Origin of the sequence: Sedimentitalea sp. (assembly GCF_039973035.1) — a bacterium.
GTDB lineage: Bacteria > Pseudomonadota > Alphaproteobacteria > Rhodobacterales > Rhodobacteraceae > Sedimentitalea.
On sequence record NZ_JBDWLR010000084.1, the window covers coordinates 155,102 to 169,911 of the forward strand.

At 57.9% G+C, this 14,810-nt stretch carries 15 protein-coding genes, 1 tRNA gene and 2 pseudogenes; 11 read left to right on the forward strand and 7 right to left on the reverse strand.

Annotated elements, in window-relative coordinates; all coding sequences use genetic code 11:
- Window positions 1-96: 96 nt before the first annotated feature.
- Window positions 97-366, forward strand: coding sequence for an usg protein (locus ABJO75_RS20480; RefSeq protein WP_348134853.1), 270 nt, complete (start codon window positions 97-99; stop codon window positions 364-366).
- Window positions 367-414: 48 nt separating this feature from the next.
- Here ABJO75_RS20480 and ABJO75_RS20485 read toward each other — a convergent pair whose 3' ends face one another.
- Together ABJO75_RS20485 and ABJO75_RS20490 are read right to left on the reverse strand one after the other, a co-directional pair.
- Window positions 415-1,980 carry a caspase family protein gene (locus tag ABJO75_RS20485; RefSeq protein WP_348134855.1) on the reverse strand — a complete coding sequence of 522 codons (1,566 nt, stop codon included), beginning with the start codon at window positions 1,978-1,980 and terminating at the stop codon, window positions 415-417.
- Window positions 1,981-2,046: 66 nt separating this feature from the next.
- Window positions 2,047-3,000 (reverse strand): radical SAM protein, encoded by a 954-nt coding sequence (locus ABJO75_RS20490; RefSeq protein WP_348134857.1) that lies wholly within the window; start codon window positions 2,998-3,000, stop codon window positions 2,047-2,049.
- Window positions 3,001-3,165: 165 nt separating this feature from the next.
- Between ABJO75_RS20490 and zwf the strand changes: the two genes are divergently transcribed.
- Genes zwf through pgi form a run of 3 tightly spaced genes read left to right on the forward strand, consistent with a single transcriptional unit; the run spans window position 3,166 to window position 6,914 of the window.
- On the forward strand, window positions 3,166-4,623 hold the full coding sequence (gene zwf / locus ABJO75_RS20495; protein ID WP_348134858.1) for a glucose-6-phosphate dehydrogenase: 1,458 nt from the start codon (window positions 3,166-3,168) through the stop codon (window positions 4,621-4,623).
- Entirely contained in the window at window positions 4,620-5,291 is a 672-nt protein-coding gene (gene pgl / locus ABJO75_RS20500; protein WP_348134860.1) for a 6-phosphogluconolactonase, read from the forward strand. The genes zwf and pgl overlap by 4 nt, the downstream gene beginning before the upstream one ends.
- A 3-nt stretch (window positions 5,292-5,294) precedes the next feature.
- Window positions 5,295-6,914, forward strand: coding sequence for a glucose-6-phosphate isomerase (pgi, locus tag ABJO75_RS20505; RefSeq protein ID WP_348134862.1), 1,620 nt, complete (start codon window positions 5,295-5,297; stop codon window positions 6,912-6,914).
- A gap of 123 nt (window positions 6,915-7,037) precedes the next feature.
- Here the strand turns inward: pgi and ABJO75_RS20510 are convergent, their stop codons facing one another.
- Complete coding sequence (locus ABJO75_RS20510) at window positions 7,038-7,514, reverse strand: acyl-CoA thioesterase (RefSeq protein WP_348134864.1); 477 nt, start codon at window positions 7,512-7,514, stop codon at window positions 7,038-7,040.
- Between the two features lie 194 nt (window positions 7,515-7,708).
- On the opposite strand from ABJO75_RS20510, the gene ABJO75_RS20515 reads away from it, so the two are divergent.
- Together ABJO75_RS20515 and ABJO75_RS20520 are read left to right on the forward strand one after the other, a co-directional pair.
- Window positions 7,709-9,328 (forward strand): long-chain-fatty-acid--CoA ligase, encoded by a 1,620-nt coding sequence (locus tag ABJO75_RS20515; RefSeq protein WP_348134866.1) that lies wholly within the window; start codon window positions 7,709-7,711, stop codon window positions 9,326-9,328.
- Between the two features lie 243 nt (window positions 9,329-9,571).
- Window positions 9,572-10,054 (forward strand): ClpXP protease specificity-enhancing factor SspB, encoded by a 483-nt coding sequence (locus tag ABJO75_RS20520; protein ID WP_348134868.1) that lies wholly within the window; start codon window positions 9,572-9,574, stop codon window positions 10,052-10,054.
- Window positions 10,055-10,099: 45 nt separating this feature from the next.
- On the opposite strand, the gene ABJO75_RS20525 is transcribed toward ABJO75_RS20520, so the two are convergent.
- Complete coding sequence (locus ABJO75_RS20525) at window positions 10,100-10,663, reverse strand: hypothetical protein (protein WP_348134870.1); 564 nt, start codon at window positions 10,661-10,663, stop codon at window positions 10,100-10,102.
- A 175-nt stretch (window positions 10,664-10,838) separates the two neighbouring features.
- On the opposite strand from ABJO75_RS20525, the gene fumC reads away from it, so the two are divergent.
- The 3 genes from fumC to ABJO75_RS20540 are packed head-to-tail and all read left to right on the forward strand — an operon-like array spanning window position 10,839 to window position 12,645.
- A complete protein-coding gene (gene fumC / locus ABJO75_RS20530) occupies window positions 10,839-12,233 on the forward strand; it encodes a class II fumarate hydratase (protein WP_348134871.1) in 1,395 nt (464 codons plus the stop codon).
- Window positions 12,233-12,409, forward strand: a complete 177-nt coding sequence (locus ABJO75_RS20535; RefSeq protein ID WP_348134873.1) for a DUF4169 family protein — start codon at window positions 12,233-12,235, stop codon at window positions 12,407-12,409. The genes fumC and ABJO75_RS20535 overlap by 1 nt, the downstream gene beginning before the upstream one ends.
- Complete coding sequence (locus ABJO75_RS20540; protein ID WP_348134875.1) at window positions 12,406-12,645, forward strand: ribbon-helix-helix domain-containing protein; 240 nt, start codon at window positions 12,406-12,408, stop codon at window positions 12,643-12,645. Before ABJO75_RS20535 ends, ABJO75_RS20540 begins: the two co-directional genes overlap by 4 nt.
- A 13-nt stretch (window positions 12,646-12,658) precedes the next feature.
- Here the strand turns inward: ABJO75_RS20540 and ABJO75_RS20545 are convergent, their stop codons facing one another.
- Window positions 12,659-12,850 (reverse strand): hypothetical protein, encoded by a 192-nt coding sequence (locus tag ABJO75_RS20545; protein ID WP_348134877.1) that lies wholly within the window; start codon window positions 12,848-12,850, stop codon window positions 12,659-12,661.
- A 245-nt stretch (window positions 12,851-13,095) separates the two neighbouring features.
- Between ABJO75_RS20545 and ABJO75_RS20550 the strand changes: the two genes are divergently transcribed.
- Window positions 13,096-13,169, forward strand: a tRNA-Gly gene (locus tag ABJO75_RS20550).
- Between the two features lie 328 nt (window positions 13,170-13,497).
- Here the strand turns inward: ABJO75_RS20550 and ABJO75_RS20555 are convergent.
- Window positions 13,498-14,296: pseudogene (locus ABJO75_RS20555) on the reverse strand (helix-turn-helix domain-containing protein); the annotation flags it as partial.
- A 90-nt stretch (window positions 14,297-14,386) separates the two neighbouring features.
- Window positions 14,387-14,509, reverse strand: a complete 123-nt coding sequence (locus tag ABJO75_RS20560; RefSeq protein ID WP_348134879.1) for a hypothetical protein — start codon at window positions 14,507-14,509, stop codon at window positions 14,387-14,389.
- Between the two features lie 122 nt (window positions 14,510-14,631).
- Between ABJO75_RS20560 and ABJO75_RS20565 the strand changes: the two are divergent.
- Window positions 14,632-14,810, forward strand: a pseudogene (locus ABJO75_RS20565) (ATP-binding protein); the annotation flags it as partial.

Below are 14,810 nucleotides of genomic sequence, written 5' to 3' on the forward strand. Positions count from 1 at the left end.
GCAGCCACCTCGATGTTTTGCTAACATACTGTTTTTGTTGAAAGTTAACTTTTTTTGTCGATCATGGAGATATCGAGGCAATTTACGAGTTGAATCATGAAACCTACAGAAACCGAATTGATGCTGAAAGGGTACGGACTGACAACGGCAGAATTGTTCTATCACATGCCGGATTACACCCATGTTCTCAACAGCTTTGTCTGGCAAGAATATGATCTTGCGCCGGACCACCCCGCGTTGTTCAAGTTTGTCGAATTCTGGCAGCGGGAAATCGATGGGCCACTGCATTCCGTCCGCTTTACGCATCGCAAGATGCTGTCATCGGGCGAGTGGCACAATCAGGTGGGTGAATTCACCCTGCACTGATGCCATGGCAGCGTTACGACGCCTCTGCCTGATGGCGGTGTCGGTGGATCAGTTGATGCGCCAGGCGGTTGCCGTGCATCCGTTGGACGCGACGTTGGAGTAACTGCGGCCATCCGCAGCCAATGTGCCAGTCGCATAGGTCGTAACGGATGCCCAGTTCATGACGAACTTCATTTTGCGTCCGGAGAGGGTGACATGTGTGCTGGCAGTTTGCCCTAACGAGTCGTTTACAGTGCCGCTGAAGGAATTTGGGCCGGTTCGGGTGTATCGGGCTGACCCGGTGGTTTTGATGAACAGGGGGCAGCTTGCGCTGAATTGCCAGTTTCCGGCGATGTTGAAACCGCCTTGTTTGGCTTGGGGTGTCGACACGTCGGGTTGAACCGCAATTGTTGCGCTGCAGGTCTGGGACCCGCGCTGTCTGATCGCCTGCAACGCCTTTTCGGTCCCCAGATCGGACGCTCGCAAGGTGGCGCCCGTATCGGTGATAAAGCGCTGGAATGCACGCCGTGTGCGCGGCCCGGCAACGCCGTCGGCGGTTCCGGCAGAGCACTTGGCGGCATTCAAGGCAGTTTGAGTTTCGCGGATGATCGCCCTTTGATCGGTTTTTGGGGTTACGGGTTCAGGTTTCTGTTGCGGCTCGGGGCGGGCGGCGGGTTCATCCTTTTCCCTTAGCTGCAAGGCCATGCGATAGGTGAATTCGTCCTCGCGATCTGCGTAGCGGTCAAGAAACGCCTCAATCGCCTCGGGCGTGCCGATGCTCCGGGCGAGATCGAAATCGGCGCGCATCGTGTCGGCCGTGCCGGTGTCAGGGTTTATCGTGACCTGCACCGTTGAAGAGGCGCTGGCGAAATAGAAGTCGCCCAGCAGTTCATCGTAATAGGCCGGAAACTGTTGGTGATTGACGCTACGTGCAAGGTCGCGGACCTCTGTGCGCAGGTCGGCGACCAATGTACGCAGCTCCAGATCTGGCTGAGCAAGGCGGGGCAGCAGCAAGCGGGTGAAGACAGAATTCTCGGCGTCCTCGTTTTCGGTCAACTCATCCAGCGCGAGTTGCCCGGCACCCGCGGAAAAAATGACAAAGGTGCCCTGTGGCGCGGTGATGCGACCAAGCCCGCGTGTGCCGCCGATGCTGCGTCCGGTGGTGCTTTGGAAGGGATTATTACGGCAGGCGTCGATGATGGCGATGGTCGTCCGAGCCCCCGTGGCGCGCACCCGGTCGAGCAGAGCAGAGAGCGCGATCGACTCTGATTTGATGAAATCCCGCTCGCCGCTGGTGGGGGCAACGATGTCGGTGGGCAACAGATAATTCTCGCCGTCGATTTCGACCCCGTGGCCAGCAAAGAACAGAACCGCTGTATCACCCGCCTGCAATTGACCGGTAAACTCGGAGATGCTCCGGTTCATTTGTCGGCGGCTTGAATCCGTCGCGGTGATTGTCTCAAACCCCTGTGCGGTCAGGGTCGCGGCGATGCCAGTGGCGTCCGCGACAGCCTTGTCGAGCCGTGGAACCTCCTCGTAGGCATCATTCCCGATAATTAGGGCGATCCGACGCTCTGCCGCTGCCGAGAGCGGTACGAGGGCCAACACCAGAACGCTCATTATTAATCGTATCAAGTCACATGCTCCGCTGCGATTCCCCTGCACTATAGCGCAGGTTCGCCGGCGCTTGCGTGAACAGGATCACGTAGAACAGCTTGCTCCGCCCAGAACGCAGAATTTTGCGCAATGCGGGTGATTTAACTGAACGTCGCGTTCGGCCTCGGCGAGCGTTTGGCCAAGTTCGAATTCTGGCGAGTAGGGGAGCAGTGTGCAGGCCAGAACGACAGGGTGATCCGCCCCCTTGCGCCTGACCACCATACGGGACGAGGCGCACATGATGTCCTGTGGTCGCTTGCCGAGAATGCCCCAGCAGGACGTGGTGATTTCTGGAACCTCTATCTCTTCATCCATCTCTGGGAAAAGCACAAGTTCGGCCGGGTCCTGCGCATTGATGGCAAACCCGTTCCTTTCGAAGAGAGCGGCAAAGCGCGCACGGCTGTCCACTTCGCCGACACCGAACTGGGCGCGACCAGCAACCGTCGTCCGGATGCCGCTATCCCTCAGCCACTCCATTCCGGTTATGGCCTTCGCAAAACTCCCCGCACCGCGTTCCGCGTCATGCAAATCGCTGCCATGGTGATCGAGCGAGACGCGCAGCGTCATGCGTGCGCCGAATTCGTCCTGAAGATCCAGCAACCCCTCGCGCACTGATTTGCGCATCATCGGGCGCATCGCATTGGTCAGTATTAAAACCTCGAACCCACGCGACAGGGCGGAGCGCGCCATGTCGATCATTTGGGGGTTCATGAAAGGCTCGCCTCCGGTAAACCCGATCTCATGTATCGGCCAGCTGCGCTCGGATATCTGAACAAGATAGGCGTTGACCTCGTCCGTGGTGATATAGACCAGCGCATCATTGGTGGGGCTGCTGAGGATATAGCAGTTCTCGCATTCGATATTGCATTGCGTCCCGGTGTTGAACCAGAGCGTTTCCGGTTTGCTGAGCGACACAGATGCGCGCGACTGCCCATCAGCGGTGACAAAACGGTCCTGGAATTTTCCTGCATTGGCGGGTTGCGTGGCCAGGTCTTTCATTTGTCATCTTCCGTTGTGATATTCATGAATCGGGTTTAGCCCACGCAGGTCGGCGGAGAAATGTGACACTGCGGCGATTGACACAGTTGTGATGCGCACGTGTTTTAGTGTATGTGAGCGCTAACATTTGACTTGAATCACGTAAACATGAGGGCAGGGCTGGTCATGGTATCACGAGTCATTCCGGTGGAACCGTTTGATCTGGTAATCTTTGGTGGCACCGGAGATCTAGCGCGGCGCAAGATTTTGCCGGCCTTGTTTCGCCGTTTTTGCGCGGGGCAGATGCCGGAGGAAGCGCGGATCATCGGCGCGGCGCGATCCGAACATGACACCGACGAATATAAGGCCATGGTGCGCGATGCGATTGTCGAATTTGTCGGCGAGGATGATGCGCAGGCAGATGCGCTGGCGGCATTCGTGGATCGCACCGACTATGTGACAATTGATGCGCGGGGCACCGATGGTTGGGTCGAGTTGGCAGGCAAGATGCGCGAAGGCTGCGTGCGGGCGTTCTATTTTTCCGTGGCACCAGCGCTTTTCGGCGATCTTGCGGAACGCATTCATGTCAACGGTATGGCAACCGATCAGTCGCGAATCGTGGTTGAAAAACCGTTCGGCCACGATCTGGCGACGGCGCGTGCATTGAATGACACGTTGGCACAGCATTTTGACGAAGGTCAGATCTATCGGATCGATCACTATCTGGGCAAAGAAACCGTTCAGAACCTGATGGCGATCCGCTTTGGCAACATGCTGTTTGAGCCGCTCTGGAACAGCCAGTACGTGGACCACATCCAGATTACAGTCGCCGAAACCGTAGGCGTCGGTGGGCGCGGAGAGTACTACGACAAGGCCGGCGCAATGCGCGATATGGTGCAGAACCACCTGATGCAGCTCTTGTGCCTGATCGCGATGGAGCCACCGGCCAAGTTTGACCCGGATGCGGTGCGCGATGAAAAGCTCAAGGTGATCCGTGCGCTGGATGAGGTCGAACCGCACCATATCGTGCGGGGCCAATACGAAGCGCTTGACGGTGAACATCCCGGCTATCGCGAAGCTGCGGGCGACCCGCGCAGCAGCACCGAGAGCTACATCGCGCTCAAGACGCATATCAGCAATTGGCGGTGGGCAGGCACGCCGTTCTATCTGCGCACGGGCAAGCGTCTTGTGGCGCGCTCTTCGGTGATCAGCGTGGTGTTCAAGGATGCGCCTCACTCTATCTTCGGGCCCGAAGCCGGTCGCCATGCCAATGTGCTATCGATTCGCCTTCAGCCGAACGAGGGAATCACCTTGCAGGTGACGATCAAGGAACCCGGTCCCGGTGGTATGCGGCTGGTGGATGTGCCGCTGGATATGACCTTTGCCGAGGCGCTTGGCCCCGAGAGTGACGATCCGCCGGACGCCTATGAACGGCTGATCATGGACGTGATCCGGGGCAACCAGACCCTGTTCATGCGCGGCGACGAGGTTGAGGCCGCATGGGCCTGGGCCGATCCGATGATCGCAGGTTGGAAGGCGCGGGGAGAGGTGCCTAAACCGTATGAAAGTGGTAGTGTCGGGCCAGACCAAGCGGATCAGTTGCTGCGTCGCGATGGTCGTGTCTGGCGAGGTATCAAACCATGAATATCGTTGAATACCCGGATCGCGAGCTTGCGGCCATCGATTTGGCGAACACGCTTGCGGGCGATCTGGAATCGGTTCTGCTCACCCATGATCGCGCTTCGCTCGCGGTTCCCGGTGGCACGACACCGGGCCCGATCTTTGATGCGCTTTGTGCCGCCGATCTGGATTGGGATCGGGTGCGTGTTTTCGCAACGGATGAACGCTGGGTGCCGCAGAATGATGCGCGCAGCAATGCGGGCCTGATTGCATCGCGGTTGCTGACCGGGCGCGCAAGCGCGGCGACGCTGTTGCCGTTCTACGCGCCAGCGCAAGAGCCGGAAACAGTCCTTCCCGAGATCGAGGCGCAGCTGTCGCCGGAACTGCCGATATCGGTGCTGCTGCTTGGCATGGGTGCTGACATGCATACGGCCTCGCTATTTCCCGGCGTCGCAGGGTTGACTGAGGCACTTGCCGAAGACGCGCCGATCCTGTCGGTTCTGCGCCCCGAAGGGCAGCCGGAAACACGGGTCAGCCTGAGCGCGTGGGTGCTGAACGGTGCGATGTCAAAGCATCTGGTGATATTCGGGGCAGACAAGCGCGCCGCCCTTGAACGGGCGCAGACGCTGTCACCCGAAGAGGCGCCCGTGAGGGCTGTTCTGGACGAAATCACGATACACTGGGCGGAGTGAGAGATGATTGACTGGACACATTTGAAAGAACTGCACGAAACGGTCGGAACACGGCAGATTCTGGCAATGTTCGACGCCGACCCGAACCGCGCCGACACGTTTTCCGCGCAGGTCGGTGATCTGCGGTTTGATTATTCAAAGACGCTTGTGGATGCACCCGTGATAGAGGCGCTGACTGATCTTTGTGATCAGGCCGACGTTGCGGGGCGGCGCGCGGCGATGTTTGGTGGTGAGCGGATCAACGAAACCGAAGACCGCGCAGTGCTGCACACGGCGTTGCGCAATCTGGACGGTGGGCCGGTGATCTCTGGCGGTATTGATGTGATGCCCGAAGTTCTGGCGACGCTGGATCGTATGCGGGTCTTTTCCGATGCCGTACGCTCGGGCGAGAAAACAGGAGCAGGCGGTGCATTCACGGACATCGTGAATATTGGCATTGGTGGCTCGGATCTTGGTCCGGCAATGGCCGCACTGGCCTTGGCACCCTATCATGACGGGCCGCGCTGTCATTTCGTGTCGAATGTCGATGGCGCGCATGTTGCCGATACGCTGCGTGGACTGGACCCAAAGACAACTCTGGTCATCGTGGCGTCCAAGACCTTTACCACCATCGAAACGATGACCAATGCCCGCACGGCGCGGGCCTGGATGGAGGAAGGTGGCGGCGACCCGGCAAAGCAGTTCGCAGCGCTGTCCACGGCACAGGACAAGACAGCGGCGTTTGGCATCGACGATGCGCATGTCTTTGGGTTCGAGGATTGGGTCGGCGGACGGTATTCCGTCTGGGGACCGATTGGCCTGTCGCTGATGTTGGCGATTGGGCCAAAGGGGTTTGATGCCTTCCTGCGTGGTGGGCAGGCGATGGACAGGCATTTTCAGGCCGCAGAGTGGCACGAAAACCTGCCGGTCTTGCTCGCCCTGATCGGCATTTGGCACCATCAGATATGTGGCTATCCGACCCGCGCAGTGCTGCCCTACGATCAACGATTGGCGCGGTTGCCCGCCTATTTGCAGCAATTGGAAATGGAATCCAACGGCAAGAGCGTTGCGATGGATGGCAGCACCCTGAGCGTGCCATCCGGGCCGATCGTCTGGGGCGAACCGGGCACGAATGGCCAGCATGCGTTCTATCAGCTGATTCATCAGGGGACGGGCGTGGTGCCCTGCGAATTCATGATCGCCGCACAGGGGCACGAACCCGATCTGGCGCATCAGCACCGTTTGTTGGTGGCAAACTGTCTGGCGCAATCCGAAGCGTTGATGCGGGGTCGGTCACTTGACGAGGCGCGGGCGCGCATGGCGGACAAGGGATTGGAAGGTGCAGAGCTTGAGCGTCAAGCCCGACACCGGGTGTTTCCCGGCAATCGGCCGTCGACGACGCTGGTCTATCCCCTGCTGACGCCATTTGTGTTTGGCCAGATCGTTGCGCTTTACGAACACCGGGTTTTTGTCGAAGGTATCATTCTTGGCATCAATTCCTATGACCAGTGGGGCGTTGAACTGGGCAAGGAACTTGCGACGTCGCTGGGACCGGTTGTGGATGGGACTCAAAGCGCGGCAGGCAAAGATGGATCGACGGCGGCGCTGGTTGATTTTGTGCACAGCCACGGCGGCGCTGCGTGACAACGCACGTTCCGGACTGATCGTTCAACGGAGGGGCAGGGGGCGCTGCCCCCTCCGGTGAAATTCAGGAATTCCACCGTTCACCCCCAGAGTATCTGAAACAAACATGAATGACGACTGAGATCAGGCGTCGGATGTTGCGCCTTCGCTGTGCGTGAACTGATCCCTGAGACTTTGGGGCAAGGGCAAACGGTTTGATCCGGTCGGGTCAAGCAGGACCATGACAGCAGTGAGTGTCGCCCGCAGATCGCCCGCCCACAATTGTTGTTCAAGCGTGTAAGACGTGTTGCGAAAGGCCGTTACGCGGGCGGTTGCGACATAATCCTCACCCATCACCATTTCGCGGATGAAATGCATATTGGCATTGCGTACGACCAAGCGGGGTGCGGGGCCGCCGTCGAAATGGCGGGCACAGAAATTGTCGAAATGCGCGACACGCAGCGTTTCGAACCATCCCATGTAGGATTTGTTGTTCACATGCCGAAGAATGTCGAGTTCGGCGTAGCGAACGCGATCTGCCAGTGCCAGTGTTTGCGGCGTGGCGATGCCGAACGCGGTCTGTTCGGAGGGGCTCAGCGGGGTGTGGTAACGCAAGGTCATAAGCCAAACGGGTATCCGGAGTACCATTTCAGGACAAGCCGATATTGCCAACCGGGGCTATCCTTGGCAGGTTGCGCGCGGGAGGAGACGGGCCGGGCAGGCGACCAGAGCGGTCAGCCAGACGGACACGCCTCAGTTGACCAGAACGCGCCCGGGCTTGTGCCCGGCCAGAACCATTGAACGAGGAGCCTCTTATGCTGGGCCAGATGATGACTGCACCCCTGCTGATTTCGTCGCTGATAGATCACGCCGCAAACTATCATGGCGACACTGCGATCGTGTCGGTCGAGACTGCTGGGGGCGTGACCCATACCAACTGGCGGGACGTTTCGCGCAACGCCCGCAAGCTGGGGTCGGCGTTGAACAAGCTGGGACTTGATCCGCAGGCCCGCTGCGGCACGATTGCCTGGAACAACCGGCGGCATCTGGAAATTTACTTTGGTGTGTCGGGGGCGGGTTTCGTCTGTCATACAATCAATCCGCGCCTCTTCCCGGAGCAGTTGATTTACATTATCAATCACGCCGAAGATCAGGTCCTGTTTCTGGATGCGACATTCCTGCCCATCGTTGCAAAGCTCGGGGAACATCTGCCCGACCTGAAGCATGTTGTTCTGATGGGACCGCGGGATGAGGCGCTGACCGAACAGGTGCCGGGACTCATGTTCTATGATGAATTGATCGAGACCGGAGATGACGATTTCGCATGGCCCGATCTGGATGAGAATACCGCTTCAAGCCTTTGTTATACATCGGGAACAACCGGAAATCCCAAGGGGGTTTTGTATTCTCACCGTTCGACATTGTTGCATACCTATGCCGCGAACCAGGCTGATACTCTGGGCCTGACGGCGATGGATGTGGTGATGCCGGTTGTGCCGATGTTCCACGTCAATGCCTGGGGTGTTCCTTATTGCGCGGCGATGGCCGGCAGTCGCTTGGCGATGCCTGGGCCGGGATTGGACGGGGAAAGCCTGGTCAAGCTGATCGACGGTGAAAAGGTAACACTTGCCTTGGGTGTGCCGACCATCTGGCTGGGTTTGCTGGCGCATGCCAAGGGCATGGGCAGCAAGCTGGAGAGCCTCAAGCGCACTGTGGTTGGTGGCTCTGCCTGCCCGCCGTCGATGATGACGCAATTCCGCGAAGATTTCGGTGTTGATACCATCCACGCTTGGGGCATGTCCGAGATGAGCCCGCTGGGTTCGGTCAACATTCCGCTGGCCAAGCACCGGGAACTGCCGGTCGAGGAGCAGCACAAGCTGCGCGAGAATCAGGGCCGCCCGCCATTTGGCGTGGACCTGAAGATCGTGGACGAGGATGGCAATACGCTGCCCAACGATGGCGAGTCGCAAGGTGATCTGCTGGTGCGTGGCCATTGGGTGATCGACAGCTATTTCCGGATGGAGGATCAGGAAACTCTTCAGGATGGGTGGTTCGCGACAGGCGATGTGGCGACCATCGATCCAGACGGGTTCATGACAATCCGCGATCGGTCCAAGGATATCATCAAGTCCGGTGGTGAATGGATCAGTTCGGTCGAACTCGAAAACATCGCCGTTGCACATCCCAAACTGGCCAATGCTGCTGTTATCGGTGTGCGTCACCTGAAATGGGATGAACGCCCCTTGCTTGTGGCCGTTGCAGCTGAGGGAGAGGCGCCGACAGAAGAGGAACTGTTGGGTTTCTTCGAGGGCAAGATTGCCAGTTGGCAGGTGCCGGACAAGGTCGTGTTTATCGATGCGCTGCCGTTAAATGCCACGGGCAAGGTTCTGAAACGGACTTTGCGCGAGCAGTTTGCGGATGCTTTGACCCACTGATTGCCAGCGAAAGGGCCGCATATCATTTGACCGAGGGGGCAGGGAACCACCTGTTCTGACACCTCGGGCTTCCAGTCAGCGTGTCCATTGTGAAAACGCCACGTCGCCGATGCTGCAACGTCGTCGCGGGTGTGGCGAAGCATTCTTATCACACGGTCGGCAGTTCAGATTGGGGTTGTAGCAGGGTTTTGTTTGTGCTCGAATCCCTTATGCTGACAGCAGCCCTCTAGTGTGGAAGAATGAATGTCCCGCGATATCGACTATGGAAACCTGATGCACACGGCGATGCGCGGACTGATCAAGTCCGTTCTGCAGGATGTGGCCGAAAACGGTCTGCCTGGGGCGCATCATTTCTTCATTACTTTTGACACGTCACATCCGGGGGTCGAGCTCGCCGATTGGCTGACCGACCGCTATCCGGGTGAAATGACCGTGGTGATGCAGCACTGGTTTGACAATCTGGATGTCGGGGACGACGGGTTTGCGGTGACGTTGAATTTCGGCGATGCGCCCGAGCCTCTCTATATTCCTTATGACGCGATAAAGACCTTTGTCGATCCGTCTGTCGAATTCGGCCTGCGCTTTGAGAGCGCGGATGACGAGGAAGATGACGATATCGAGTCGCTTGTTCCGGCTGCGATCAACACCGATCACGTGCAGGAAGACGATGCGACGGCAGCCAAGGTCGATGCCGAAGTTGTTTCGCTGGACAGTTTCCGTAAGTAAGGTATCTGAGACGTCGCGTGATGTTTCTGGAATACACGAACGTCGTTAGTTCTTTTCGAGAAAGACCTCGGTCGTCCGGGTTTCCTTGCCGTTCGCGGTCCTGGTGAATTTCAGATCAAGCCCGCCTGGCGCAAGCGTGCGATCGAACTGTTGCAGTTCATAACCGCCACTGTCATTCACAAAAAGCGAAAACACCGTCAGGGTATCAGCGTCGATCCGCGCCCAGACATAGGGTTCGCCGTGCATCGGATCCAGTTGGGTTTCATGCCCGAACACATTGCGTTTCATCGCCGCTGCAAACACACCCTCGCGATCCGTGGGGACAAAGTTGATCTCGTAAGTTGCTTCTTTGATGCGGTCGCGTGTCTTGTAGGTTGTCGTGGTCCATTTGACCGAGAACCCCTTCTTGGTTTTTTCTATGGTCACGCTCATGTCGCGCGGACGGGTTGTGCCATCGCTGTAGATAACCTCGGCGGAGCCGACGTAATGCCCAACGAAACGACCGATTTCGGCCGCCGCAGTCTGCGCCATTAGGCAGAAAACAACGGCAGGGATCAGCGCCAGCACTGCGCGGCCAAAGCCGGGATGGATCGCATTCACGAATTGCATCTTTGAACCTGTTCTCCCGAGATCATCCTACCTTACAACGTCGTCCGGCAATCTCAATGATGCAAGTATAACGTCAGGCAGCCCTCGGCATTCACCCTGCGCCCAGATGGCAGATTGCACCGAGCTCCCGTGGCGGATAAACGGCATGCAACCGCATACCTGACGGAGATCCAACATGTCCCAGACACGCACCGAAACCGATAGCTTTGGACCGCTTGAGGTCCCCACAGACAAGTATTGGGGCGCTCAGACCCAGCGTTCGATCCAGAATTTTCCCATCGGCTGGGAAAAGCAACCTGTGGCTATCGTGCGCGCACTGGGTGTGATCAAAAAGGCCTGTGCGCAGGCCAATATGGCCTCTGGCGCGTTGGACGCAACGCTGGCGGATGCGATTATTCAGGCCGCTGGTGAAGTGATTGACGGCAAATTTGACGATAACTTCCCTCTGGTGGTCTGGCAGACCGGCTCTGGTACGCAGTCGAACATGAATTCCAACGAAGTGATCGCAAACCGGGCAATCGAAATCCTCGGTGGTGTTATTGGTTCCAAGGACCCGGTGCATCCGAACGATCATTGCAACATGGGCCAGTCGTCCAACGATACGTTCCCGACTGCGATGCACATCGCTACGGCGATGAGCGTGCGAGATGTGCTGATGCCCGGACTTGAGAAACTTGCCGCAGGGCTTGAGGCCAAGGCGGAACAGTTCAAGGATATCATCAAGATCGGGCGCACCCACACCCAGGATGCGACACCGCTGACGCTGGGGCAGGAATTTTCGGGATATGCCCATCAAATCCGCCAGGGCATGGCGCGGGTGAACGCGGCATTGCCGGGTATTTATGAGCTTGCACAGGGCGGTACCGCCGTTGGCACCGGACTGAACACCAAGCATGGCTGGGGCGAAACCGTCGCCGCCAACATGGCAGAAATCACCGGCTTGCCGTTTGTGACCGCGCCCAACAAATTCGAAGCGCTCGCCGCCCATGATGCCATGGTATTCATGTCAGGCGCGCTCGCCACAGTGGCCGGGTCGATGTACAAGATCGCCAATGACATCCGCTTTCTCGGCTCCGGCCCGCGCTCGGGGCTGGGCGAGCTGATCCTGCCCGAGAACGAGCCGGGCAGCTCGATTATGCCAGGCAAGGTCAACCCGACACAGGCCGAGGCGATGACGCAGGTTGCCGCGCATGTCATGGGCAATGACGCCGCGATCAAGTTCGCAGGCAGTCAGGGGCATTTCGAACTGAACGTCTATAATCCGATGATGAGCTACAACCTGCTCCAGTCGATCCAGTTGATTGGCGACGTCGCCGACAGCTTTACCGAACGGATGTTGAACGGCATCGATGCCAATGAACCGCGTATCGACAAGCTGATGAAAGAGAGCTTGATGCTGGTCACGGCGCTGGCGCCGACCATTGGCTACGACAATGCGACCAAGGTTGCCAAGACGGCGCACAAGAATGGCACGACGCTCAAGGAAGAGGCCATTGCGCTTGGCTTTGTGGATGCAGAGACCTTTGAAAAGGTGGTGCGCCCCGAGCAGATGGTCGGCCCCAAAGACTGATGTCCAACCCGGTCAACCTGAACCGTTTTCGCAAGGACAAGGCGCGGGCCGAGAAAAAAGACCGCGCCGATCAAAACGCGATCACGTACGGGCGGACCAAGGACGAAAAACTGCTGGATCGCGCCCGCGCTGACAAGGCCCGGCGCGATCTGGATGGACACAAGGCCGAGGAATGAGCGGGCGCCCCAAAAAACACTCGCTTACCTTACGTGGACATCGCACCTCGGTTTCACTTGAAGACGAGTTTTGGACCGCGTTCCGCAAAATCGCTGAAGAGCAATCCATTCCGATCAACGTACTGGCCGCCCGGATTGACGAAGAACGTGGCGTGACTGCTGGGTTGGCCACGGCCATCCGTTTGTTCGTGCTGGCGCATTATGAGGCAAAGCTCGACGACCTGTCGGCAGAGTGATCTGGTCCGGATTTCAGGACTTTGTGGTCAGCGCCGAGGACGAGCGGCGCAGGTCGGCTTCGAACAGGTCAGCGTATTCGGATCGCAATTGATGCTGCGCTTCGAAGTTTTCACGGACCATCTCTTTTGCACAATAGGCCTGCGTGTCTGAAACCGGGCCGAGCAAGAAGAAAAACCGGGCCGCGTTGGTCAGGAACAATGTCATGTTGGTCTCCAGCTTTGGTTTGATCCGAATGATTAAGGACCTAACGACCGATACCCTGCCGGAAACGGGGAAAAATTCGCGCTTGTCCCCCTAAATCAAGGTTTCAGGCGAGCCGCTGAAAGCAAACGATACGTGATTGTGGCTCTGGTTCAGAGATGGCCGTGCTGCGTGCAGCCCTGCTCAAAGCATTGCCGGGCCTTTTGAACTTGCGTGGTACATGTCCTTGCGCTATCCCCAACCGCGCTGCGGGTGTAGCTCAATGGTAGAGCACCTGGTTCCCAACCAGATGACGGGAGTTCGATTCTCCTCACCCGCTCCATCAACACAGCTTGATCACCCATATTTCTTTAGCTATCAAGGGCTTGCGCCGTTGTTCCGAGACACAAACGGGACATTTCAAGATGGTGATGATTGTGAAGTTGAAGCACATTGACGAACTGGCAGAGGGTCGCAAGCGTTTCCGTAGACGCTGGCCCAAGGATGTGGGCAAGTCTCTGGGCGAGACGTTCATGCAGAAGCCACTGGTTGCCCGTGAGGAGGCCGCTCTGGTCTCCGAACATTCAGCCCAAATGAGAACTTTTGAAGCCGTCGTAGCGGCTCACAGGCGCACTGACGAAGAACGCGCTAGGATAGACGCCGATAGCCGTATGCGTGCAGACGGTTTGACCCTCAGCGACGATCACAAGTCGTTCTGGGTAGACACGAAAGCTTACAGTGCGGTTCGCAAAGCTGGCAGGCACGCTGTAACGGTTGCGCTCGAAAGTGATCAAGCATGTTGGCGACACACGCTTGCTGTGTTCAACAAACCCGTCAAAATCGGGAGGTAGAACCATCAGCATAGGCTTCTCAGCTTTCCAAGCATCAGCGACTGAACCTGCCAATTCTCGGTGCGCTGTCTCCGACCAGAGGGCGATGCAACGATCTTCGAGCCACTGGTTCAGTTCTTCCAGATCCTTGAAGACAGGCGTGACCTGCCACAACCGGTTCCGGGCATCACGGACGTTCTTCTCGACTTGACCCTTCTCCCAGCCTGCTGCTGGGTTGCAGAACTCAGGCTCAAAGACGTAATGGCTGGCCATCGCTTTGAATCGTGCGTTGACATCGCGTTGCTTGCCGCGCCCAACACGATCCACAGCGGTCTTCGCTCGACCATTGTCCTCGGACCAATGGCGAATACCCGAGCTTGACCAAGTCCTCATGCATCAGCTTCACGGTCCGGCGCTCTTTACGCGACTTACGCGTCTGCGCCAAAAGCCATGCAGACAGCCGATCCGCATAAGGATCCAACTTGCTTGGCCGCGACGGCGTCTTGAACCTTGGCTCTACCGCATCCTCGCGGAGATACTTCTTGATGGTATTGCGAGAAAGCCCGGTGCGCCGTGCAATCTCACGAATTGGCATTTTGTCACGCAATGCCCAGCGTCTTATGACACTCAAAAATCCCATGTCGATCACTCCATGTCTCCCTGACCAAAACCGTCAGGGCAATGTGTTCACATGGGTAAATTCTCAGTGACAATTTAGGGGGTTACCGGGTCAGTTCTCAGTGACATTCAACAGTGTGTCGTCAATGCGGGTTTCTTCGTAGAGGGCGAAGGCGTCTCCCAAGGTCGGCTCGGGCTTCTCTGCCTTCGGGGTCTTGATCGCTCGATAGAGCATCTTGTCAGCGTTGCGTTGGCCTCCTCGGCCAAGACGTCTCTTGCAGCCTCGACGTCCCCTACGATGCCTGAGGTCAGCCGCTCAGCCTCGCCTTCAGCCTCATGCCAGAGTTCCCTCGGGGACAAGCCATCGAGCATCACAGACGCAAGGTGCGCTTCTACTCGACCGTCGAACTGGTCAACGCATTGGAGCAGGAAAAGGCCCTGGGGAAGGCCGGGAAAATGGCTGAGATGCTCACAAAAATCGACTTGGTCATCCTCGACGAGCTCGGCTACCTGCCGTTCAGCCCATCCGGTGGCGC